Origin of the sequence: Hypnocyclicus thermotrophus, assembly GCF_004365575.1 — a bacterium.
GTDB lineage: Bacteria > Fusobacteriota > Fusobacteriia > Fusobacteriales > Fusobacteriaceae > Hypnocyclicus > Hypnocyclicus thermotrophus.
In genome coordinates this window covers 63,098-85,274 of record NZ_SOBG01000008.1, presented here as the reverse complement: position 1 = coordinate 85,274, position 22,177 = coordinate 63,098, and the positions used below count along the sequence as shown (strand labels likewise).

The following is a 22,177-nucleotide window of genomic DNA, read 5'->3' as shown; positions in this document are numbered from 1 at the left end:
TATGTATATTTTACAGACAGAACATAGTTTTGATAGTGCACATTTTTTAAAAGGATATAAAGGGAAGTGTGCTAATATTCATGGCCATAGATGGAGAGTAGTAGTGGAAATAAAATCAGATGCATTAGTAGAAAATGGCCATCTTAGAGGAATGGTAGTAGATTTTGGTGATTTAAAAAAAGTTGTAAAAGAATTTGTAGATTTTCATGATCATGCTTTAATTGTAGAAAAAAACAGTTTATCAAAAGAGCTTTTTAATATGCTTCAAGGAGAAAATTTTAGATTGATTGAAGTAGAGTTTAGACCTACTGCAGAAAATTTTTCAAAATATTTTTATGATGAATTTAATAAAAAATTTGATGTAAAAAGAGTAATAGTATATGAAACACCAAATAATAGTGCTATTTATGAGGAGCAGAGATGAAACAATATAAAATAGTAGAAAAATTTATTAGTATAAATGGTGAAGGACAAAGAGCAGGAGAAATTAGTTTATTTATTCGATTTCCGAGTTGTAATCTAAAATGTACTTATTGTGATACAATGTGGGCGAATGAAAAAAATGTAAATACTATTTATATAACAATAGAAGATATAAAAAATGATATAAATATGTATAATATTAAAAATATTACTTTAACAGGTGGAGAACCTCTTTTACAAGATGATATTAGTGTGGTTATACAAGAAATATTATCTATTAATAATAAAATAAATATTGAAATAGAGACAAATGGAAGTATAGATTTATCAAAATTAGAAAAGATAAATAGAGAAAGAGTATATATTACTATGGATTATAAATTACCTACAAGTAAAATGGAAGGGTTGATGAAAATTGAGAATTTTGATAAACTAACTCATAAAGATACTATAAAATTTGTTATAGGAAGTAACTATGATCTTATTAGAGCTAAAAATATAATAAAAAATTATATAAAAGAGGGTAAAGTATATTTTAGCCCTGTATTTAAAGAGATAGAGCCAAAATATATAGTAGAGTTTATGAAAGAACATAAATTAACTGATGTGAGATTGCAGTTACAAATGCACAAAATTATATGGAATCCTGATGAAAGAGGGGTATAAAGATACGATGAATAAAGAAAAAATAGCTTATCATGTAAAAGAAATATTAAAATTAATAGGTGAAAATCCTGAGAGAGAAGGATTACAAGGGACACCTATGAGAGTAGCTAGAATGTATGAGGAAATTTTTGAAGGGTTAAAATATACAAATGATGAAATAGTAAAAATGTTTGGAGTAACATTTGATGAAGAGGATTGTTATATAGAAAACAATAAAGATATGGTTTTATTAAAAGATATAGAAATTTTTTCTATGTGTGAGCATCATTTGGCTCTTATGTATAATATGAAGGTTGCAGTAGCATATATTCCAAAAGAAAAAATCATTGGATTAAGTAAAGTAGTAAGAATTGCTGATATGGTAGGAAGAAGACCTCAATTACAAGAAAGAATAGGTAAGGATATAGCTGAAATCATGCAAAAAATTACCGAAACAGAAGATGTAGCAGTAATTATAACAGGTGAGCACGCTTGTATGACAACAAGAGGGATAAAAAAGCCAGGAACTAAAACCATGACAACAACTCTTAGAGGAAAATTTAAAGAAGATAAAGAGTTATTAAATAATCTACTTGGAATGTTATAAAAAATTCAAAAGAAATTTAGGGAGGAAAAAAGTGAAAGAAAGAATTAACAAAAATAGAGCAGTAGTTGTATTTAGTGGTGGTCAAGATAGTACAACACTTTTATTTAAAGCGAAAAAAGAGTATAAAGAAGTTATAGCATTGTCTTTTGATTATGGTCAAAAACATAAATTAGAACTTGAATGTGCACAAGAAATAACTAAAAAACATGGAATAGAGCATCATATATTAGATATGAGTTTATTAAATCAACTAGCTCCAAATGCACTTACTAGAGTAGATGTAAATGTACCGAAAGGTGAAGTAGAAGGAATTCCAAATACATTTGTTGATGGTAGAAATATGATTTTTCTTACTTTTGCAGCAGTATTTGCAAAACAAAGAGATATAAATATTATAATTACAGGAGTATCACAAAGTGATTTTAGTGGATATCCAGATTGTAGAGATCACTTTATAAAATCGTTAAATACTACATTAAATCTTGCCATGGATTATCAATTTGTTGTAGAAACACCTCTTATGTGGCTTGATAAAGCAGAAACATGGAATATGGCTTATGAGCTAGGAGTACTAGATATTATAAAAAATGATACACTCACTTGTTATAATGGAATAAAAGGTGATGGATGTGGAGAATGTCCTTCATGTGTACTTAGAAAAAAAGGTTATGAAGAATTCGAACAAAAATTTTTAAAGAAAAATTTTTAAAGAAAAAGATAAAAAGCCAGATTTTAATTCTGGCTTTTTTTACTAAAAAATAAAAAATTAAATTTTATTTGAAATTTTTTAAAATCTCTATTCTATTTACTCTTTCATTTATAATACCACTTGCCTCTTCTCTATCTTTTACTGTTTCAATTGGTATGTTATAATATTTACTGATTATTTTTTTTACACGAGAACTACAGAAATTTCCTTGACATATTCCCATCCCTGCACGAGTACGTCTTTTTATACCATCTACTGATTTTACCTCTATTCCTCTAGAAAGGGCGTCTAAAATAATTTCTTTACTTACTTGCTCACATCTACATATATATGTTTCATTATCTAATAAAGGTTTTAATTCAGTGTTTGAAAGTAATTCATCTTTTGTTTTTTTCTTTACAATAAATTTTCTATATGGATTATATTTTTTATTTTTTTTAAAAGATTCTTTATTTAATAAAATATTTTCAACCATTTGTGCAATAGCAGGAGCGCTTGTAAGACCTGGAGATTCTATACCCGCTACATTTATAAAATTTTTAATTTTACTTTCTTCTATAATAAAATCATGTTTATTACTAGTAGCTCTTATACCTGCAAAGGAACGAATTATCTTTTTATAGTCAATATTAGGTATAGAATTTTTAGATTTTATATATATAGATTTTAAATTTTCTAATGATGTAGATTTATCATCTTTTGTATTAATTTCTTGTGCATTTGGACCAATCATTAAATTATTATGATAAGTTTTTGTAACTAATACCCCTTTTCCATGAACTGTAGGAACTTGAAATATTACATGATTTACAATATCGCCATAATATTTTTCAAATAACATGTATTCACCTTTTCGTGGAATAATATAAAAATCATCAATTCCAACCATATTAGCTATTTTATCACTATATAAACCAGCGCAATTTATTATATATCTTGTTTTAAATATTTTTTTTTGAGTTTCAACTATAAAAAATTCATCTTTTTTTATAGAAATAACCTCACTATTCAAAAATAATTTAACTCCATTCTTAATGGCGTTTTCAGCAGCAGCAATAGTTACTTCGTAAGGAGAAACAATTCCTACATCACTACAATATACAGCATATTGAACATTATCATTTATGTTTGGCTCAATTTCTTTTATTTTTTCTTTTGTTAATAATTTTAGATTTTTAACACCATTTTTAACACCATTTTCTATAAGTTTTTTAAGCGATTTTAAATCTTCTTCATTATATCCAACAACTAAACTTCCTATTCTTTCAAAACCAAAATTTAATTCAGAATTTAATTTATCATACATTTGGTTCCCTTTATATGAAAGTTTAGATTTTAAAGTACCATGTTTTGCATCGTATCCACCATGAATAATACCAGAGTTTGCTTTACTAGCTCCACAACTTACATCATCATTTTTTTCTAATAAAGCAATTTTTATATTGTATTTTGATAATTCTCTAGCGATAAGACTTCCTATTACACCAGCTCCTATAATTATAATATCATACATAATATCTACCTCTTTCTATGATAACCTATGTAATAAAAGTATAGCTTTAATTTATTATAATTGTCAATAATTCTAAAAGAAAATTTCATAAGTTTATTAATATAGAAAATAGAATTTAAATGGAGTAGTAGAATCGAATTAAAAATAAAATATTTCAAATTGACTAAAGGTCTTAGTTATGATAGTATATTTTTGGAGTATTATATTTTATGTAGATAGGAGAGAAACAATGCTTAAAACAATAACTAAAATTTTTGGGACAAAAAATGATAGAGAAATTAAAAGAATAAGAAAAATTGTTAACGAAATTAACAAATTAGAACCAGAAATGCAAAAATTAAGTGATGAAGACTTAAAACAAAAAACAGTAGAATTTAGAGAAAGATTAAATAAAGGTGAGACATTAGACCAAATTTTACCAGAAGCATTTGCAGTAGTTAGAGAAACTTCTGTTAGAGTACTTGGCATGAGACATTATGACGTACAATTAATAGGTGGAGTTGTACTACATGAAGGTAAAATAGCAGAAATGAAAACTGGAGAAGGAAAAACTCTTGTTGCAACTCTTGCAGTATATTTAAATGCATTACCAGGTAAAGGGGTACACGTAATAACTGTAAATGATTATCTTGCTACACGTGATAGTGATATGATGGGTAGAATATATAAGTTTTTAGGACTAACAGTAGGAGTTGTTACTAATGGACTACCAATAGAAGAAAGAAAAGCAATGTATGCATGTGATGTATTATATGGAACAAATAGTGAATTTGGATTTGATTATCTAAGAGATAATATGGTTACTTCAATTGAACAAAAAGTACAAAGAGAACTTAATTATGCTATTATTGATGAGGTGGATTCTATATTAATAGATGAGGCTAGAACACCACTTATTATATCAGGACCTAGTGAACAAACTACAAAATGGTATACTATATTTAATGAAGTGGCAAAACAACTTGTAAGAAGTTATGAAACAGAAAAAATTACAGATCCAAAATTAAAAAAAGAGATGAATATTCCTGATGAAAAATGGGGTGACTATGAAGTAGATGAAAAAGGACATACAATAGTACTTACTGAAAAAGGAGTAAAAAAAGTAGAAAAAATATTAAAAATAGATAACTTATATTCACCAGAAAATGTAGAACTTACACATTACTTAAATCAAGCATTAAGAGCAAAAGAGTTATTTAAAAGAGATAAAGATTATCTTGTAAAAGATGGTGAAGTAATAATAATAGATGAATTTACAGGAAGAGCATTAGAAGGAAGAAGATATTCTGAGGGACTTCATCAAGCGATCGAAGCAAAAGAGAATGTAAATATTGCTGGTGAAAATCAAACTTTAGCATCTATAACATTACAAAATTACTTTAGAATGTATAAAAAACTGTCAGGTATGACAGGGACAGCAGAAACAGAAGCGGCAGAATTTATGCATACATATAAATTAGGAGTAATAGTTATTCCTACAAATAAACCAGTAATAAGAGAAGATAGAGAAGATATAATTTATAAAAATCATGCTGCAAAAGTAAGAGCTATTGTTAATAAAATAGAAGAATTACATAAAAAAGGGCAACCAGTACTTGTGGGAACTATATCAATATCAAATTCTGAAATGTTATCTGAAGCGTTAAAAAGAAGAAAAATTCCTCATAATGTATTAAATGCTAAATATCATGCAAGAGAAGCAGAAATAGTAGCTCAAGCAGGAAGATTAGGAGCTGTTACTATTGCTACAAATATGGCTGGTAGGGGTACAGATATCATGCTTGGAGGTAATCCAGAATACATGGCTTTAGGGGAATTAGGAAGTAGAGACCATGAAAATTATAAGGAAGTATTTGAAAAATATAAAGCTCAATGCGAAGCCGAAAAAGAAAAAGTTTTAAAAGCAGGTGGATTATTTATACTAGGTACTGAAAGACATGAAAGTAGACGGATAGATAATCAGCTTAGAGGACGTTCTGGGAGACAAGGAGATCCTGGAGCATCGGAATTTTATCTTTCGTTAGAAGATGATTTGATGAGACTTTTTGGTTCTGATAGAGTAGCAAGTGTAATGGAAAGATTAAATATACCAGAAGATGAACCTATTACACATCCTCTTATTTCAAGAGCGGTGGGAAATGCACAAAAGAAAGTAGAAGCTAGAAACTTTGGGATAAGAAAATCATTACTTCAATATGATGATGTAATGAACAAACAAAGAGAAGCGGTATATGCAAGTAGAAATGCAGCTATAATGAAAGATGATTTAAAAGATACTGTTCTTAATATGCTAAAAGATGTAATAAATGCTGAAGTATCTGCTAAACTTAGTGGAGATGTAACAGAAGATTGGAAAACAAAAGAGTTATATGATAGACTTTATGAATTATATGAGTATAATTTAGATATAGATAAAATTTTAAAATTAACAATATCAGAAATAAAAGAATTAGTATACAATGATTTATTAGCAATATATGAGCTAAAAGAAAAAGAGTTTGGCGATGAAATCTTTAGGAAACTTGAAAAATATATATTACTTGAAGTAACAGATTCTAGATGGAGAGAAAACTTAAAAACACTTGATCAATTAAAAGAAGGTATACACTTGAGAGCATATGGACAAAGTGATCCATTAGTTCATTATCAATTATTATCATCACAAATTTATGCTGAAATGATAGGAACAATAAAAGAAGAAGTAACTTCATTCTTATTTAAAATTAGAATAAAGAAAGAAGAAGATATAGAACTAAGACATAATAGAAATGCTGAAAATATAAATTATATTCATCAAAATGAAACAGGAGAAGTAGAACGTCAGCAACCTAGAAAAAGTGAAAAAATAGGAAGAAATGAGCCTTGTCCTTGTGGAAGTGGTAAAAAATATAAAAATTGTTGTGGAAGATAAAAAATGGCAGATAGAATAGTCTAATGATATAAGGCACTTTTCTATCTGCCTCATTTATTTAGAATGAGGGAGTTTAATGTATAAAGAAATTAAAGAGTTTATTGTAACAGAAAATGAAAAAAATATTAGACTAGATAGGTATATTAGTATAAATATTTCAGAAATAAGTAGAAGAGAAATACAAGAACTTATTAAGAATAATAATATAGAAGTAATTGGTACAAATAAAAAAATAAAAGCTAGTTATAAATTAAAAGGAATAGAAAAAATAATAATAAAGATACCAGAAAAAGTAGAACAAGAATTATTAGGAGAAGATATAGATTTAGATATAATATATGAAGATAAGGATATATTAGTAATAAATAAGCAACCAGATTTAGTAGTACATCCAGGAGCTGGCAACGAGACGGGAACTTTAGTAAATGCAGTTATAAGCTATTATCCTGAAATATTAAAAGTTAAAGGTGAAAGAAGACCAGGTATTGTTCATAGACTTGATAAAGATACAAGTGGAGTTATAGTTATAGCTAAAAATAATATAGCATATGATAGGTTAATAGAAAAATTTTCAAATAAAAAAATGAATAAAACTTATTTATGCATTGTAAAAGGAAGATTAAAAGAAAAAGAAGGAAGAATAGAAAATTTAATAGGTAGAGATACAAAAAATAGAAAAAAAATGACAGTAGTAACTAAAAATGGGAAATTAGCTATCAGTAATTATAAAGTATTAGATGAAAAAGGAGACTTTACTTTAATTAAAGTAAATATTGAAACAGGAAGAACTCATCAAATAAGAGTACACATGAAATATTTAAATCATCCAATTTTAGGTGATGAAGTATATGGTAAAAAAAGTAATTTAGTTACTAGACAAATGTTGCACGCTTATAAATTAGAAATGAATCATCCAATTACAAATGAAAAAATATCTTTTATAGCAAAGTTACCAAATGATTTCAAAGAAATTTTGAATAAATTAGAAATGAGAGCTGATATAGATGAATAAACTTTATGAATTTGACAATAATTATAATTATCCAATAGGAGTAGATGAAGCGGGAAGAGGGCCTTTAGCGGGTCCAGTTGTTGCTGCATGTGTTAGAATAAATAATTATATAGAAGAGTTTGAGCTAATAAATGATTCAAAAAAACTTACAGAAAAAAAAAGAGAAGAACTTTTTGACACAATATTAGCCAATTGTGAAGTAGGGATAGGAATAGTAGATGAAAAAAAGATAGATGAAATAAATATATTAAATGCTACATTTTTAGCAATGAATATAGCACTTTCACATATCGAGATAAAAAATTCTATTATTCTTGTTGATGGAAATAAAAAAATAAAGAACTGTAATTATAATCAAAAAACAATAGTAAAAGGTGATAGTAAAAGTTTAGCTATAGCAGCTGCTTCTATTATTGCAAAAGTAACACGAGATAAAATAATGATAGAAGAAGCAAAAAAATATCCTATATATAAATTTGAAAAACATAAAGGTTATGGGACGAAAGAACATAGAGAGTTATTATTGAAATATGGAAAATCTCCAATTCATAGGAAAAGTTTTTTAAATAAAATTTTAGAGAAAAATAAAAATAAAGGAGAAGAAAATCTTAAACTTTTTTAATAATTAAGTCGAATTATTTATATATCAATTCAAAACATTCATATTAAAAAAAATTATAATATTGCATTTGAAGGGTGAGTAAGATGTTTAAATTTATAGAACAAATAGCTAATAAAATAATTGACAAACAAGATATAACACATCTAAAGCCTGGAATGATAGTAAATGCTAGAGTATTAAACAATAACAAAAATAGTGTGATTTTATATATGAATGGGATAAAAATCGAAGCCAAAAGTAATAAAAATATAAAAATAAATAGTGTGGTAAAATTAAAAATAGTAGATATAAAAAATAATGAGATATTTGTAAAAATAATAGATGAAAATAATGTAGAATTTATTAATAAAATTAAAACAGATATAGATATTCAAAAAGAATTTATGACTATTTTGGTAAAAGAGAAAATTTTTTTAAAATCAGATGAAATAAAAAAATTAGTAAAAAAATATGGATTATTTAGTAAAGAAAAGCAGGATATTTATTTACAAAAATCACTTATAATAGCAAATGAATTAAATGAATTAAACAATAATGATAAAATCGAATTATTAAGAAAATATTTTTTATATGAAAATGGAAAGTTAGAAATAAAAAAAATAGATATAAATAAAAAATTATTTGAAAATTTAAAAAAAGAGTATAGTAATTTTAAAATAAATAATGAAGAATTGTATAAAGCTTGTAAAAGTTATAATGAATATAGTCAAAAGTATAATTATTTAGTATATATGTTTGGATTAAAAACAATAAATAAACCTATAATAATAAAAGAAAAAATAAATCTAAAAAATAAAGAGGAGAAAGAAGTAAATAAAGAGTTTATAATTATAATAGAATTTGAAAAATTAGGAAAAATAAAATTAGAACTTGTAATTAAAAATAAAAATATTTATATAAATTTTGAATTTGAAAAAATGTTATCAAAATCAGAAATATTAAAAAAAATAGAAATAACTAAGGAGAAATTAAAAAAAATAGGGTATAATTTAATTGTAAAAGATATTTTTATAAAAATAGATAGTATACAAAAGATAGATAATCTGAACTTAAAGGGGTAAGTTATGGAAGAAGACATATTTAAAATAATTTCAGAAATGATAGAATTCTTAAAAGAGTTGGATGAAGATGAAGAGTTTGAGGTAAATGAAATATAATGAATAAAAGAGAAGTAGGGAAAAAGTATGAAAAATTATCTTTAGATTATCTTAAAAATAATGGAATAAAAATAATGGATACTAATTATTATGGAAAAGGATTTGAAATAGATATAATAGGAAAAAAAGATGATAAAATTATTTTTTTTGAAGTGAAATATAGAAAAAATAAAAAATTTGGTTATGCAGAAGAAAGTGTAGATTATAGAAAACAAAAAAGAATATTAAAGGGAGCCATGAATTATTTAATAAAAAATAATCTACAAAATAATTATATTAGATTTGATATAATAGCAATTAATAATAATAAAATAAATTGGATAAAAGATGCATTTTGGGGTGATGATATTGGATTATAAATGTATTAAATGTGGCTCAGAAAAATATATTGTAAAAACAGTTTTTTTACCTGAAAAGGAACCGGGAATAAAACTAGAATTAGGTAAATATTATTTTAAAACTTGTATTCAATGTGGTTTTACAGAGGTATATAATGCAAAAATTATTGATGATAATAAACAACTTACACCAAAATTTTTATAATAAAATTTTTAGAGGATTTTTTTATGACCGATGTATTTTATGTCAAAAATCTACTGACAATAATATGTATATATGTTATAATTGTTTTAAACAATTAAAATCAATAGCTAAACTAAGAAGCATAAAAAATATATATTATATATGGGATTATGAGACTATATTTAGTAAATTATTAAAAAATTATAAATTAAATCGTATAAAAAATCTAGAAAATATTATTGTTAAATTAATAAAACATGATTTTTTTGAAATTTTAAATAAAAAAAATATAGAAATAATAATACCTGTGCCGATAAATAATAATAGAATTAGAGAACGTGGATTTAATCAAACAGAGGAAATTTTAAAAAAATTAAATATTAAATATTTAAAAGCTAAAAGAATAAAAGCTACTAAAAAAATGAGTAGAATTTTAAACAAAAAAGAGAGAGAAAAAAATATAAAAAATGCTTTTAAAATAGAAGGTGATTTAGAAAATAAAATTATTTTAATATTTGATGATGTAATTACCACAGGAACAACAGTAAATGAATTAATAAAAACAATTAATAAAAAATATATGATTAAAGAGGTCTATATTTTTACGCTATCATTAACAAAGACAGCAAAAAAAATATTAAATGATGGGAGAGATTAGAATGTTACACAAACATACAAAATGCATTAGTTGTGGGAAAACTTTTTTACAAGTGAGAAAAAATCTTGATTTATGTCCAGATTGTATGAAAGATGCAGAAGCTAATTTTAGAATAGTAAAAGATTATTTATATGATTATCCAGGAGCTACTGCAAAAGAAATAGCAAGAGAAACAGGGGTAGGTGAACAACTTATACTTAAATGGTATGAAGAAGGAAGAATAGAAAAATCAGATGTAACCCCAGCATCTAAATGTGAAATATGTGGTAGATCAATACTTGCAGGAAGAATATGTAAAAGATGTCAAGAGGAAATGAAAAGTGGTTTAGGCGGGTCTTCAACACAAGAAAATAAAGCTAAAAGACTATCAATGCATATAGCTGAAAAAAGAAAATAAAATACTAATGTTTTAAAGTGAATTGTCGATATATTTAGTAGGAGGATATATAGGCTTTTTTAGAAGGAGAGGTGAATTATGATGAAAATTGTAGGAAATATCAATAGCATTTATGGGAAATATACAAAAGATGTGACATCGACTAAAAAAGCTAATGTAATAAACAATAATAAAAAAGTTATTCAAGATAAAGTTGATATTTCTTTTAATGCTAAAAAAACTACAGTAGACAAAGCAGAAGTAAATTATCTAAAAGCAAAATTAAATGCTTCTGGTGAAAGATCAGATAAGATAGCAGATATTAAATCTAGAATTGAAGCTGGTACTTATAATGTTTCATTAGATAAATTAGCCGATGCAATTTTAAATTCAAAGAGGGGATAATTTTTGGATAAATTAGTTGAGATATTGCAAAAACAATTAGAATTTCACAAAAAAGAATATAAATTAGCTTGTGATAGATTTGATGCAATAGAAAAAAATGATATAAAAAAGTTAAATAAAACTATATTAGAAGAGCGTGAACTTACAAAAAATATAGAAAACCTTGAAAACCAGAGATTAGAACTTTTTGAAGATAAAAAACATATTAAATTAATAGATTATATTAATGATTTAGCTGATGAAGAAATTAAAAAAAAGTTATTAAATATAAGAACTGAATTAAAATCTATTATTGAAGATATTGTTCAAAAAAATAATGACTGTAAAAATATAATAGAGATTTCTAATGAGATGTTAGAAAAAGTATTAAAAGAATTATCGGGAAAAAAAGAAATAGGATATAACAAATATAAGAAAAAAGAAAATGTATCAAGTAACAATTTATTAAACACTAAAATATAGCAGCTAATTGAGCTGCTTTTTTAATAGAGGTGAACGTGAATGTTTAATAGTTTAGAAATAGGGAAAAGAAGTTTAGTTAGTCATAAGTTAGCCATGGATACTACTGGTCATAATATATCAAATGCGAATAAAGAAGGATATAGTAGACAAATGGTAGATATGGAAACTGTAAGCATGCAAGATCCAAGATATGGTAGAGTAGGAATAGGTTCAGAAGTAGAAACAATAAAAAGAGTAAGAGATAGCTTTATTGATGATAGAATAATGAAAGAAAAATCAGAAAGTGGTAAATGGGAAACAAAAGAATTGAATTTAAAGCATATGGAATACATAATAAATGAACCTTCTGAACAAAGTATAAGAAATACTTTGGATGAATATTGGGGAGCTATGCAAGAGCTTAGTAAAAATCCAGAAGATATGGCTATTAGAGCAAACGTAAAAGAGAGAGCAGAAGAATTGGCGACAGCAATTTCTACATCTTATGAAAGATTTCAAGCTCTTCAAACAAGTTTTGATGGTGATATAGAATCAACGGTGACTTCTATAAATTCCTATTTAAAAAGATTAGCAGAAATAAACTCACAAATACAAAGAGCAGAAGCCGGAGGGCAAAATGCTAATGATTTAAGAGATGAATTTGATTTGTTAACAGAAGAACTTTCGAAAATAGTAAGTATAAAAGTAATAAGAAAAGATGGAGAGAATGTTGTTTCTTTAGGTGGAAGAGTAGTTGTTCAAAAAGATCAATATAAAGAGATAACAGTAAAAAGAGATTCAAAAATAAATAATGGTATGGCGCAATTATTGTGGGCAGATTTGGAAGAACCGGTAAGAGTAGAAAATGGTAATTTAAAAGGGTTAATAGACCTTAGAGATAAAGAAAGCGTAAAATACATGAAGTATTTAGATGAATTAGCAATAGGAATAATAGATACTACAAATGAAATGAATAGAGCAGGATTTGATTTAAAAGGTAGAAAAGGACAAGATTTTTTTGAAGATTTTTCAACATATCCTTTGATAAGAGATATAAATAATGATGGTGGAAATGAAGCTTTAGTATATAAATTATCTGGGACAAAAGAGATTGCAGAATTAAAAAAGCCTCTTTCTGAAGTTTTGAAAATAGAAACTCAGACAACAGATGCAAATGGTAATACAGTAACAACTAATGCGCCATTTGAAGAAGAAGGTTTTTTTGAAATAAATGGTGTCAGAATAAGTTATAATACATCACAAGATAGTTTAACAGATATTATTGAAGAAATAAATAAATCAAAAGCAGGAGTAGTAGCATCAGCTGGGCCAAATGGTAAATTAAAATTAAGAGCTTTAAAAGATGAAGATTATTATATAAAAACATTAAATCAAAAATCAGGAACATTGTTAAATAAATTAGGAATTCTTTCAACAGAAAATGCAGATTTTGATTTTAGAAAAGCGGATAGTATAAGTAGTTTGAGTCAGGAAATAACAGGACAGCCGCGAGAAGGAGCTGCTTTTAGGATGAGATTTGCTATTGAAAATGTAGATGAAATAGCAGCATCTATAGGAGTAGATAGTGATGGAGACGGAATACCGGATTCACCAGGAAATGAGGGTGATGGGAGAAATGCACTTAGAATAGCTTCTTTAAAAGATAAAAAATCAATTGGTGATTTTACATATGCAGAATTTTTTAAATCAGTTATTTCAGATCTTGGAGTTAGTTCACAAGAAGCTAAAAAGTTTATGAAAAATCAAAAGGTAATGATAGATAATTTAGAAAAAAGAAGAGAAGCAGTTGTAGGTGTATCATTAGATGAAGAGATGGCTAATATGATAAAATATCAACATGGATATGATGCTGCAGCAAAATATATAACTACTGTTAATGAGATGATGGATACACTTATTAATAAACTATAGAGGTGTAAAAAATGAGAGTAACGGGAAAAATGATGTCAACAAATGCAATTAGTAATATACAAAATAATATGGAAAAAATGGATATTACTAATGATAGATTGTCAAAAGGAACTAAAATTAATCTTCCTCAAGATAATCCAATTGGTGCTGTAAAAGTTATGTCTTATCAAACAGCATTGACAGAAATAGAAAAATATTTAGAAAATGTGGATAATGCAAAAACTTATCTTAACTCAACAGATGTATCATTAACTCAAGTAAGTGAAATACTTCAAAGAATAAGAGAATTAGCGGTACAATCAGCAAATGATAGTTTTGAGCAAACTGCTAGAGACGCAGTAGCATCAGAAATAAATGAATTAATAGAGCAATTAGTTGTCGTAGGAAATTCAAGTATAGGGGGAAGATATATTTTTGCGGGATATAATACCCAAGAAAAGCCTTTTAAAATATTCACAGGGAATGATTTATTAAAAGAAGGAGAAGAAGCGACACTTGATTTAACAGACGTAGAAGGTAACCTTAGAAAAAACATATTAAAAGATGTTCCAGTTAAAATAGATTATACTGGTGATCAAGGAATGATGATGACAGAAGTAGACAAAGGAGTAACATTAGAGTATAATGTTACAGGTGATAAAATTTTTAAAAATAAAGAAGGAGACCTTTTTAAGGAACTATTATATTTAAGAGATAGTATATATAAAGGTGATGTAAATAGCGATAAAGATAATGATGGACATACAATAGAATCACAGATAGGTGAATTAGATAGAATTTTTAATATGATAATGAAATATAGATCTCAAGTTGGAGCAAAAATGAGAAGAATAGAGCAAGTAGAGGCGAGACTTGAAGATAACAAAATAAGTATGAGTGACTTATTGTCAAGAACACAAGATACAGATATAACTAAATCTATAATGGATTTAAAAACACAAGAAAATGTACAGAGAATGTCACTTTCTGTTGGAGCAAAAGTTATTCAACCAACTTTAGTAGATTTTGTAAAATAATTTTAACATTGTAATAATAGGTTGTGATAATTATGTCAAAAATGATACAAATAAATACTATAAATAGTAATATAAGAATTAGTAGTACAAGACCACAAATGAAAATAAGAGGTCAAGATGCTACTATGAATCTTAGAAAAACTAAAGCTAAATTTAATATAAAAACTAAATCAGATACAGTAGAAATACATAATTATCCAGCAGATAAGCAACTATATAGAAAAAATCCAGTAGATTTACAAAAAGATATATCAAACTATAGCCTTCAAAAAGGAAATCAAGCAATTAGTGAATATGTTCAAGATGGCGATAGAATGATGAAAATAGAAAATAACGAAAAAAATGCTATTGCAAATATATCTCTTGAAAAACTTTATAGAAATGGTAAAAAAGAGATAAATGTAGGATATTTTCCAAAAGAACCTATTCGAATTAGAGTAAAAAAAGGATATGTAAATATAAATTATAAACCTTATAAAATTGATTTGAATGTTAAAAAAAATTTAAATATTAATAGTAAAAAAGGAACATTAAATATTGGAGTAGATAGATATCCAAAAGTTGAAATAACTACATATGATAATAAAATTGATACAAAAATATAGGAGGAATATATGAAGCTAAATACTTCAAGATTTGGAGAAATAGAAATATTAGAAGATGATATAGTAATTTTTAAAGATGGAATTTTCGGATTTGAAAATATAAAAAGATTTACTATATTAAATATAGAAGAAAATAATCCATTAATGTGGCTCTTAGCTATAGATGATCCAGAACTTGCTTTTGTTATAATTAGACCTTTTGAATTTAATCCTAATTACAGTTTAAATCTAGCTGATAAAGATGCAGAAGAGTTAGATTTAGAAGCGCCAGAAGATTCTGATATATTTGCTATTGTAGTAGTGCCAGAGGATCCTTCAAAAATGACTGCAAATCTTCAAGGACCTATAGTTATAAATACTAAGAAAAAAATAGGTAAACAAGTGATTTCAACTAATCCAAAACATAAGTTGAAGCACTATATTTTAGAAGAAATGCAGAAATATTTAGGGTAGGAGGAGATATGTTAGTATTATCAAGGAAAAAAAATGAGAGTATAATTATAGGTGACGATATAGAAGTAATTGTAGTAGATATAAAGGGAGATCAAGTAAAATTAGGTATAAAAGCTCCAAGAAGTGTAAGTGTACACAGAGCAGAAGTTTATGAGGAAATTCAAGCAGAAAATAGAAAAGCAGCAGAAACACCAAAAGAAATATCAGGATTATCAGGACTGTTTAATAAATTTAAAAAGAAATAAAGTTATATCTAATAATTAGATATAACTTTTTTAATTAATTGCAAAAAAGAGTGTTTTATGATAATATTTAGTGTAATTTTAAAAAATTAGGAGGAAAAATAAGTAATGATAGGTATTGGAATAGTTGGATTGCCCAATGTAGGAAAATCAACACTTTTTAACGCAATAACAAAAGCTGGAGCAGCAGAAGCTGCAAATTATCCATTTTGTACAATAGAGCCCAATGTAGGAATGGTAACTGTACCTGATGAAAGAATGGAAGAATTAGCTAAAATTATAAATCCACAAAGAGTAGTAAATGCAACAGTTGAGTTTGTAGATATAGCAGGACTTGTAAAAGGTGCATCAAAAGGAGAAGGACTAGGAAATCAGTTTTTAAGTAATATAAGAAATACTGCTGCAATTTGTCAAGTTGTAAGATGTTTTGATGATGGAAATGTAGTACATGTAGATGGAAGTGTAGATCCTATTAGAGATATAGAAGTAATAAACACAGAATTGATATTATCTGATTTAGAGGCTGTAGAAAGAGCAATTACTAAATATGGTAAATTAGTAAGAGCTAAAAATAAAGAAGCACTTCAAATAATGCCAATATTAGAAAAATGTAAAAATCATTTAGAAAATTTTCAGTTATTAAAAACACTTGAATTAACAGAAGAAGAATATAATTTAATAAAAGTATATCAATTTTTAACTTTAAAGCCAATGATGTTTGCTGCCAATGTATCAGAAGATGACTTAGCTACTGGAAATAAATATGTAGATAAAGTAAAAGAATATGCAAAAGCTCTGAATTCAGAGGTAGTTATAGTATCTGCAAAAGTAGAAGCAGAATTAGCAGAAATGGAAGAAGAAGATAAACAAATGTTTTTAGAAGAATTAGGAGTAGAAGAAGCAGGACTTAATAGACTAATAAAAGCAGGATATAAACTTTTAGGACTTCAAACATATTTTACAGCAGGAGTAAAAGAAGTGAGAGCATGGACTATAAAAATAGGTGCAACAGCTCCAAAAGCGGCTTCAGAAATACATACAGATTTTGAAAAAGGTTTTATTAGGGCAAAAGTAGTAGCATATGATGATTTTATAAAAAATAAAGGTTGGAAAGGAGCTCAAGAAGCAGGAGTTCTTAGAATAGAAGGAAAAGAATACATTGTACAAGATGGAGATTTAATGGAATTTTTATTTAATGTATAAAAGCTTGAAAAAATATTAAAAAAATGATAGTATTGTATTAAAAAATAATACTATAGGGTGATATGATGAAAAATAAAAAAGAATATTTTATTGTAGATAGAGAGATACTTCCTACTTCTATTCAAAAAGTTATAGAAGTAAATGATCTTATTCAAAGTGAAAGAATATCTAAATATGAAGCTATTCAAAGAGTTGGTATAAGTAGAAGTACGTATTATAAATATAAAGATTATATTAGACCATTTTTTGAAAGTGGAAGAGATACAGTTTTTAATCTTTATTTACTTATGGATGATCATCCAGGTATTTTATCAAAAATACTTGATGCAATAGCAGAATCAAATTTGAATATTTTAACAATTATTCAAAATATACCAATAGACAATCTAGCAGCTGCCACTATATCTCTACAAGCAAGAGAGGAAAAACTTCGTGATATTGAAATAACTCTTGAAGAAATAAGAGGTATAAAAGGAGTGAAAGATTTAAGGATAATTGGAAATAACTAAAACGGAGGATTTTTATGAAAATTACTGTTGAAAATTTAAAAGAACTAGCTAAAAGTGTGGAAAAAAATAATATTTCTGAATTTATTCTAGAAACAGAGGAAGCAAAAGTAATATTAAAAAGAGGTAGTTCTGAGGTAGTAAAGACAGTTGTACCACAGAAAGTTGAATATGTAGAAGAAGTCACAAATTATGACCTAGAAACAGAAGAAATACTTGATCAAGATAATGAAAATTATGATGAAATAATATCTCCAATGGTAGGAACTTTTTATAAAGCACCTTCTCCAGGAGCAGCACCATTTGTAAAAGAGGGGGATATAGTAAAAGAAGGCGATACACTTTGTATTGTTGAAGCCATGAAACTAATGAATGAAGTAAAATCAAATATATCAGGAAAAATAGTAAAAATTCTTATAGAAGATGGACAAGCAGTAAAAAAAGGAGATAAGCTATTTTTAATTGAGGCAAAATAAGCCTCTTATTTTTTTGTAAAATCAAATGAAATTAAGTAATTACGACAACAAGAGATATTTTTATAAAATATGAATATTTATATTTAAGGAGGAAAAGTGTTTAGAATTATAATTGAAAATTACTTAAAATTGTTTTTTATATTAACACCTTTTTTTATTTTATCAACTTTTTTATCACTAACAAGTAAATGGACTAAACATGATAGAAAAGCATTAGCAGTAAAAGTAACAATAGCAATAACTATAACTACAGTTATTTTATTAATTGCAGGAAATGCAATATTTAAATTATTTGGAATAACAGTAGATTCATTTAGAGTAGGAGCTGGAATACTTCTTTTATTATCTTCAATTAATTTAGTAAAGGGAAATATAGAAACTCCAAATACAGAAACAGAAGATATAGCAGTAGTACCGTTAGCTATTCCAGTAGCAGTAGGGCCTGCTACTGTAGGAACTTTACTTGTAATGGGAGCAGAAATTACAAAATATAGTGAAAAAATATTATTATTTATATCATTGATTTTATCAATTGTATCATTAGGAATATTATTATATATAAGTAATATAATAGAGAAGTTATTAAAGCAAAAAGGATTAAATATATTAATAAAACTTACAGGACTTATTTTATCAGCTATGTCAGCACAAATGATTTTAGTAGGAGTAGCAAATTTTTTAAAATAAAATTTACTAGGAGGGAGATATGTCAAAAATATCATTAGGACTTATTTTTGGTGGGGAATCACAAGAGCATGAAGTTTCACTTCAATCAGCAAAAAATATTTATGATGCGATAGATAAAAATAAATATGATGTAAAACTTATAGGTGTAGATAAAAAAGGGAATTGGTTTTTATTTAATAAAAATTTTTTAGAAAATGAGAATAATCCTAAAAATATAAAATTAAAAAATACAGGAATAGAATTAGGATTTTCTTTAAAAGGTAAAAATAGTAAATTAATAGATTTAAGAACTTATAAAGAGATAAATATAGATATAGTTTTTTCGATAATTCATGGAACAATAGGAGAAGATGGAGCACTTCAAGGAATGCTAAGAATTTTAAATATACCTTTTATAGGAGCAGGGATATTAGGATCTGCTGTAGGTATGGATAAAGAGATAATGAAAAGATTATTAGTAAATGCAGGAATAAAAACCTCAAAATATATAACAATACGAAAATATGAACTTATTGACTATAATAAATTGGAAGAGACGCTAGGATACCCAATGTTTGTAAAACCAGCAAATATGGGTTCATCCGTAGGAATAAGTAAGGCAAAAAACAAAAAAGAATTAGAGGAATCTATAGAAAAAGCATTTAAATATGATAATAAAATAATTATAGAAGAATTTATAAAAGGTAGAGAAATAGAATGTGCTATCTTAGAAAAAAATGGAGAAGTGTTAGCCAGTGGAATAGGAGAAATTGTTCCAAATTTAGATAAACATGAATTTTATTCTTATGAAGCTAAATATATAGATGAAAATGGTGCAAATTTAGAAATACCAGCAAAATTAGAAAAAAAAATAGTAAATAAAGTGCAAGAGATAGCAAAAGAAGTTTTTAAAATCCTTGAATGCAAAGATATAGCTAGAATAGATAGTTTTTTATGTAAAAATGGGGATATTTATGTTAATGAAATAAATACTTTACCAGGCTTTACAAAAATAAGCATGTATCCAAAACTTTGGAATAAAGAAGGTATAGCATATTCGGAACTTATTGATATACTTATAAGTAATAATCTTAAATAAAAAAGAGTAAAAACTTAATTAAGAGTTTTACTCTTTTTTATTTACAAAAAATTAATATTTGATAAAAAAAAATATATAATTTGAAATAGCAGATAAAATAGAATATAATAGATATAGAGTGCTATATTATTTAGGAGGTATGATATGAAAATTAGTACAAAGTTATTTATAGGGTTCTTATTTATTTTTTTAGGATTAGCTGGGATTTCGTACAATCTTTCAGTAAATACAAAGTTATTTGCAGAAAAAGGTGATGAAATAAATCAAAATGTAGAAACATTGAAACAAATATCAAATGAAAGTATAGAAGTAAAAAAAATTCAAGATTCATTGATAAAATTGTTTGCATCAGCTAATGAATTTATCTATATTGAAAATAAAGAAGAAAAAAATAGGTTGATAAAAAAACTTAAAAAAAATATAGATAATGTGTATAAAGTATCAGATAGTTTAGGATTAAAAGGGACATTAGATTTAGTTATAAAATCACTTAGAAAAAATGTAGACGTATTAATAGAAAAAAAAGAAAAAGAATTAGAAATAAGAAATGAAATTTTTCTTTTAAATGAAGAATTGAAAAAAGTTATAAATGATGGGAATATAAATAAATCAAAAGAGTTAATAAATATTTTAGAAGAAAAAAATAAAGAGTTTATGAAAATATTAGGAGAAGAAAAGTATACGTATTTGGGAAAAGTAGCTATAAGTATGGATTCAGTATATAATTCTTTAGCTCCATATGTAGATAAGAAAAATAAAGAGAATAGTTGGACGATAGATAATGTAAAAAGTATTTCAGAAGGAAATGTTGAGCTAATAAAATCAGTAGCAATAAGAAATAGAGTATATATAATTGTAATAGTATTATTTTCTATTCTAGTATTTATAATACTAGTTAGAAGTATAGCAAAACCACTTAAAAATTTAACAACTGTAGGTAAAAAATTATCTGATTTAGATCTAACAGTAGTATTTCCTAAAAAAATAGAGAAAAATGAAACAGGAGTTTTAACTTTATCATTTAAAACAATGGTTGATACATTAAAAGAAACTATAGCTGAAATAAAAGAAGTATCAAAAAATGTAAAACATCAATCAGGAAATATATCAGATTCAGCACTAAAAACAGCTGCTACAACAGAAGAATTATCTGCTACAATAAATAATATATCAGATTCAGTATCTGTATCATTTAATAATTTACACGAAGTAGATAATAAAGTAAAAGCTATATCAGAAAATGCACAAGGGATGCTTAGTTTAGTAGATAATATAAGTACAAACAATAGTTTAGTATTAGAAGAAACTTTAAGTGAAAAGAAAAATTTATTAAAAACATTAGAAAAAATATCATTAATTGGAGAAGATATTAAAAATAGCGCTAAAGAGATAAATATTTTAAAAGAATTATCATCAGAAATACATGTATTTATAAATAAAATTTATAAAGTAACAGAGCAAACAAATATGCTTGCATTAAATGCTGCAATAGAAGCATCTAGAGCGGGAGAAGCTGGAAAAGGATTTGCAGTGGTGGCAGAAGAAATTAGAAAATTAGCTAATACTTCAAGAGAAACAGCAGAAGACATAGAAGGGAAAATAAACCATATAACTGAAAAAATTGATGAAACAGTAAACATATCCAATCAAAATGTAGAAAAATTATCAGAAACAAATGAAGAAGTAAATAGTGTATCATCTACAATAGAAAAAATAGTTTCTTCATTTGAGACACTAATAAATGATTTAAATGATATTCATTTAGGAATATCTAATCAAACAGAAGATTTAAGACAATTACTTAACAATTCAAATGAAATAACAAACTCATTTGAAGAAATTAATACAAGAGTAAAAGAAATTGATGATGCTGTTATGTCAACATCGGAAGTAATAAATACCTTAGGAGAAGGAGCAACAGAACTTACAGAAACATCAAATCATTTAGATAATATGCTTCATAGATTCAAACAATAAT

The 22,177-nt window shown here is 25.8% G+C and carries 26 protein-coding genes; 25 read left to right on the top strand and 1 reads right to left on the bottom strand.

The features are described from left to right. Position 1: 1 nt before the first annotated feature. The 4 genes from queD to queC are packed head-to-tail and all read left to right on the top strand — an operon-like array spanning position 2 to position 2,384. Positions 2–424 (top strand): 6-carboxytetrahydropterin synthase QueD, encoded by a 423-nt coding sequence (gene queD, locus EV215_RS08960; RefSeq protein ID WP_134113674.1) that lies wholly within the window; start codon positions 2–4, stop codon positions 422–424. Beyond that, the gene (gene queE, locus EV215_RS08955) at positions 421–1,089 is read left to right on the top strand and encodes a putative 7-carboxy-7-deazaguanine synthase QueE (protein ID WP_134113673.1); all 669 of its coding nucleotides are present in this window, start codon (positions 421–423) and stop codon (positions 1,087–1,089) included. Before queD ends, queE begins: the two co-directional genes overlap by 4 nt. Positions 1,090–1,096: 7 nt before the next feature. Further along, a complete protein-coding gene (gene folE / locus EV215_RS08950; RefSeq protein ID WP_208320363.1) occupies positions 1,097–1,675 on the top strand; it encodes a GTP cyclohydrolase I FolE in 579 nt (192 codons plus the stop codon). A gap of 31 nt (positions 1,676–1,706) precedes the next feature. Further along, positions 1,707–2,384, top strand: a complete 678-nt coding sequence (gene queC / locus EV215_RS08945) for a 7-cyano-7-deazaguanine synthase QueC (protein ID WP_208320362.1) — start codon at positions 1,707–1,709, stop codon at positions 2,382–2,384. 64 nt (positions 2,385–2,448) lie between these two features. Here queC and EV215_RS08940 read toward each other — a convergent pair whose 3' ends face one another. Continuing rightward, positions 2,449–3,897, bottom strand: coding sequence for an NAD(P)/FAD-dependent oxidoreductase (locus EV215_RS08940; RefSeq protein WP_134113671.1), 1,449 nt, complete (start codon positions 3,895–3,897; stop codon positions 2,449–2,451). Positions 3,898–4,126: 229 nt separating this feature from the next. Here EV215_RS08940 and secA point away from each other — a divergent pair, with 229 nt between their 5' ends. The 21 genes from secA (at position 4,127) to EV215_RS08835 (ending at position 22,176) form a co-directional block, all read left to right on the top strand. Then, positions 4,127–6,808 carry a preprotein translocase subunit SecA gene (gene secA, locus EV215_RS08935; RefSeq protein ID WP_134113670.1) on the top strand — a complete coding sequence of 894 codons (2,682 nt, stop codon included), beginning with the start codon at positions 4,127–4,129 and terminating at the stop codon, positions 6,806–6,808. Between the two features lie 76 nt (positions 6,809–6,884). Further along, on the top strand, positions 6,885–7,820 hold the full coding sequence (locus EV215_RS08930; protein ID WP_134113669.1) for an RluA family pseudouridine synthase: 936 nt from the start codon (positions 6,885–6,887) through the stop codon (positions 7,818–7,820). After that, positions 7,813–8,442, top strand: a complete 630-nt coding sequence (rnhB, locus tag EV215_RS08925; RefSeq protein ID WP_134113668.1) for a ribonuclease HII — start codon at positions 7,813–7,815, stop codon at positions 8,440–8,442. Before EV215_RS08930 ends, rnhB begins: the two co-directional genes overlap by 8 nt. 83 nt (positions 8,443–8,525) lie before the next feature. Then, positions 8,526–9,503: a hypothetical protein gene (locus EV215_RS08920; protein ID WP_134113667.1), complete on the top strand. Its 978-nt coding sequence runs from the start codon at positions 8,526–8,528 to the stop codon at positions 9,501–9,503. Between the two features lie 95 nt (positions 9,504–9,598). Continuing rightward, positions 9,599–9,958 carry a YraN family protein gene (locus EV215_RS08915; RefSeq protein WP_134113666.1) on the top strand — a complete coding sequence of 120 codons (360 nt, stop codon included), beginning with the start codon at positions 9,599–9,601 and terminating at the stop codon, positions 9,956–9,958. After that, positions 9,942–10,142 carry a zinc ribbon domain-containing protein gene (locus EV215_RS08910; RefSeq protein WP_134113665.1) on the top strand — a complete coding sequence of 67 codons (201 nt, stop codon included), beginning with the start codon at positions 9,942–9,944 and terminating at the stop codon, positions 10,140–10,142. Before EV215_RS08915 ends, EV215_RS08910 begins: the two co-directional genes overlap by 17 nt. Before the next feature lie 64 nt (positions 10,143–10,206). Continuing rightward, a complete protein-coding gene (locus tag EV215_RS08905) occupies positions 10,207–10,779 on the top strand; it encodes a ComF family protein (protein ID WP_166667392.1) in 573 nt (190 codons plus the stop codon). 1 nt (position 10,780) lies between these two features. Then, the gene (locus tag EV215_RS08900) at positions 10,781–11,176 is read left to right on the top strand and encodes a flagellar protein (protein WP_134113663.1); all 396 of its coding nucleotides are present in this window, start codon (positions 10,781–10,783) and stop codon (positions 11,174–11,176) included. Between the two features lie 78 nt (positions 11,177–11,254). Beyond that, complete coding sequence (locus tag EV215_RS08895) at positions 11,255–11,560, top strand: flagellar biosynthesis anti-sigma factor FlgM (RefSeq protein WP_134113662.1); 306 nt, start codon at positions 11,255–11,257, stop codon at positions 11,558–11,560. Positions 11,561–11,563: 3 nt separating this feature from the next. Beyond that, positions 11,564–12,022: a flagellar export chaperone FlgN gene (gene flgN / locus EV215_RS08890; RefSeq protein ID WP_134113661.1), complete on the top strand. Its 459-nt coding sequence runs from the start codon at positions 11,564–11,566 to the stop codon at positions 12,020–12,022. Positions 12,023–12,061: 39 nt separating this feature from the next. Then, the gene (gene flgK, locus EV215_RS08885) at positions 12,062–13,933 is read left to right on the top strand and encodes a flagellar hook-associated protein FlgK (protein ID WP_134113660.1); all 1,872 of its coding nucleotides are present in this window, start codon (positions 12,062–12,064) and stop codon (positions 13,931–13,933) included. An 11-nt stretch (positions 13,934–13,944) separates the two neighbouring features. Then, positions 13,945–14,949, top strand: coding sequence for a flagellar hook-associated protein FlgL (flgL, locus tag EV215_RS08880; protein WP_134113659.1), 1,005 nt, complete (start codon positions 13,945–13,947; stop codon positions 14,947–14,949). Positions 14,950–14,981: 32 nt separating this feature from the next. After that, positions 14,982–15,554, top strand: coding sequence for a DUF6470 family protein (locus EV215_RS08875; protein ID WP_134113658.1), 573 nt, complete (start codon positions 14,982–14,984; stop codon positions 15,552–15,554). A 9-nt stretch (positions 15,555–15,563) separates the two neighbouring features. Next, positions 15,564–16,007: a flagellar assembly protein FliW gene (fliW, locus tag EV215_RS08870; RefSeq protein WP_134113657.1), complete on the top strand. Its 444-nt coding sequence runs from the start codon at positions 15,564–15,566 to the stop codon at positions 16,005–16,007. An 8-nt stretch (positions 16,008–16,015) separates the two neighbouring features. Then, positions 16,016–16,252 (top strand): carbon storage regulator CsrA, encoded by a 237-nt coding sequence (gene csrA, locus EV215_RS08865; protein ID WP_134113656.1) that lies wholly within the window; start codon positions 16,016–16,018, stop codon positions 16,250–16,252. A gap of 105 nt (positions 16,253–16,357) precedes the next feature. After that, positions 16,358–17,452, top strand: coding sequence for a redox-regulated ATPase YchF (gene ychF / locus EV215_RS08860; protein WP_134113655.1), 1,095 nt, complete (start codon positions 16,358–16,360; stop codon positions 17,450–17,452). Positions 17,453–17,517: 65 nt separating this feature from the next. Further along, positions 17,518–17,961, top strand: coding sequence for an ACT domain-containing protein (locus EV215_RS08855; protein WP_243832414.1), 444 nt, complete (start codon positions 17,518–17,520; stop codon positions 17,959–17,961). Between the two features lie 14 nt (positions 17,962–17,975). Further along, positions 17,976–18,434: an acetyl-CoA carboxylase biotin carboxyl carrier protein gene (gene accB, locus EV215_RS08850; protein ID WP_134113653.1), complete on the top strand. Its 459-nt coding sequence runs from the start codon at positions 17,976–17,978 to the stop codon at positions 18,432–18,434. Between the two features lie 96 nt (positions 18,435–18,530). Continuing rightward, complete coding sequence (locus EV215_RS08845; RefSeq protein WP_134113652.1) at positions 18,531–19,121, top strand: MarC family protein; 591 nt, start codon at positions 18,531–18,533, stop codon at positions 19,119–19,121. A gap of 19 nt (positions 19,122–19,140) precedes the next feature. Then, entirely contained in the window at positions 19,141–20,199 is a 1,059-nt protein-coding gene (locus EV215_RS08840; protein ID WP_134113651.1) for a D-alanine--D-alanine ligase family protein, read from the top strand. A gap of 144 nt (positions 20,200–20,343) precedes the next feature. Beyond that, entirely contained in the window at positions 20,344–22,176 is a 1,833-nt protein-coding gene (locus EV215_RS08835; RefSeq protein ID WP_134113650.1) for a methyl-accepting chemotaxis protein, read from the top strand. The last annotated feature ends 1 nt before the right edge of the window (position 22,177 follow it).

Coding starts and splice junctions, on each gene's coding strand:
- queD (WP_134113674.1), top strand. CDS start 2: ATGTATATTTTACAGACAGAACATAGTTTTGATAGTGCACATTTTTTA.
- queE (WP_134113673.1), top strand. CDS start 421: ATGAAACAATATAAAATAGTAGAAAAATTTATTAGTATAAATGGTGAA.
- folE (WP_208320363.1), top strand. CDS start 1,097: ATGAATAAAGAAAAAATAGCTTATCATGTAAAAGAAATATTAAAATTA.
- EV215_RS08940 (WP_134113671.1), bottom strand. CDS start 3,897: ATGTATGATATTATAATTATAGGAGCTGGTGTAATAGGAAGTCTTATC.
- secA (WP_134113670.1), top strand. CDS start 4,127: ATGCTTAAAACAATAACTAAAATTTTTGGGACAAAAAATGATAGAGAA.
- EV215_RS08930 (WP_134113669.1), top strand. CDS start 6,885: ATGTATAAAGAAATTAAAGAGTTTATTGTAACAGAAAATGAAAAAAAT.
- rnhB (WP_134113668.1), top strand. CDS start 7,813: ATGAATAAACTTTATGAATTTGACAATAATTATAATTATCCAATAGGA.
- EV215_RS08920 (WP_134113667.1), top strand. CDS start 8,526: ATGTTTAAATTTATAGAACAAATAGCTAATAAAATAATTGACAAACAA.
- EV215_RS08915 (WP_134113666.1), top strand. CDS start 9,599: ATGAATAAAAGAGAAGTAGGGAAAAAGTATGAAAAATTATCTTTAGAT.
- EV215_RS08910 (WP_134113665.1), top strand. CDS start 9,942: ATGATATTGGATTATAAATGTATTAAATGTGGCTCAGAAAAATATATT.
- EV215_RS08905 (WP_166667392.1), top strand. CDS start 10,207: ATGTATATATGTTATAATTGTTTTAAACAATTAAAATCAATAGCTAAA.
- EV215_RS08900 (WP_134113663.1), top strand. CDS start 10,781: ATGTTACACAAACATACAAAATGCATTAGTTGTGGGAAAACTTTTTTA.
- EV215_RS08895 (WP_134113662.1), top strand. CDS start 11,255: ATGATGAAAATTGTAGGAAATATCAATAGCATTTATGGGAAATATACA.
- flgK (WP_134113660.1), top strand. CDS start 12,062: ATGTTTAATAGTTTAGAAATAGGGAAAAGAAGTTTAGTTAGTCATAAG.
- flgL (WP_134113659.1), top strand. CDS start 13,945: ATGAGAGTAACGGGAAAAATGATGTCAACAAATGCAATTAGTAATATA.
- EV215_RS08875 (WP_134113658.1), top strand. CDS start 14,982: ATGTCAAAAATGATACAAATAAATACTATAAATAGTAATATAAGAATT.
- fliW (WP_134113657.1), top strand. CDS start 15,564: ATGAAGCTAAATACTTCAAGATTTGGAGAAATAGAAATATTAGAAGAT.
- csrA (WP_134113656.1), top strand. CDS start 16,016: ATGTTAGTATTATCAAGGAAAAAAAATGAGAGTATAATTATAGGTGAC.
- ychF (WP_134113655.1), top strand. CDS start 16,358: ATGATAGGTATTGGAATAGTTGGATTGCCCAATGTAGGAAAATCAACA.
- EV215_RS08855 (WP_243832414.1), top strand. CDS start 17,518: ATGAAAAATAAAAAAGAATATTTTATTGTAGATAGAGAGATACTTCCT.
- accB (WP_134113653.1), top strand. CDS start 17,976: ATGAAAATTACTGTTGAAAATTTAAAAGAACTAGCTAAAAGTGTGGAA.
- EV215_RS08840 (WP_134113651.1), top strand. CDS start 19,141: ATGTCAAAAATATCATTAGGACTTATTTTTGGTGGGGAATCACAAGAG.
- EV215_RS08835 (WP_134113650.1), top strand. CDS start 20,344: ATGAAAATTAGTACAAAGTTATTTATAGGGTTCTTATTTATTTTTTTA.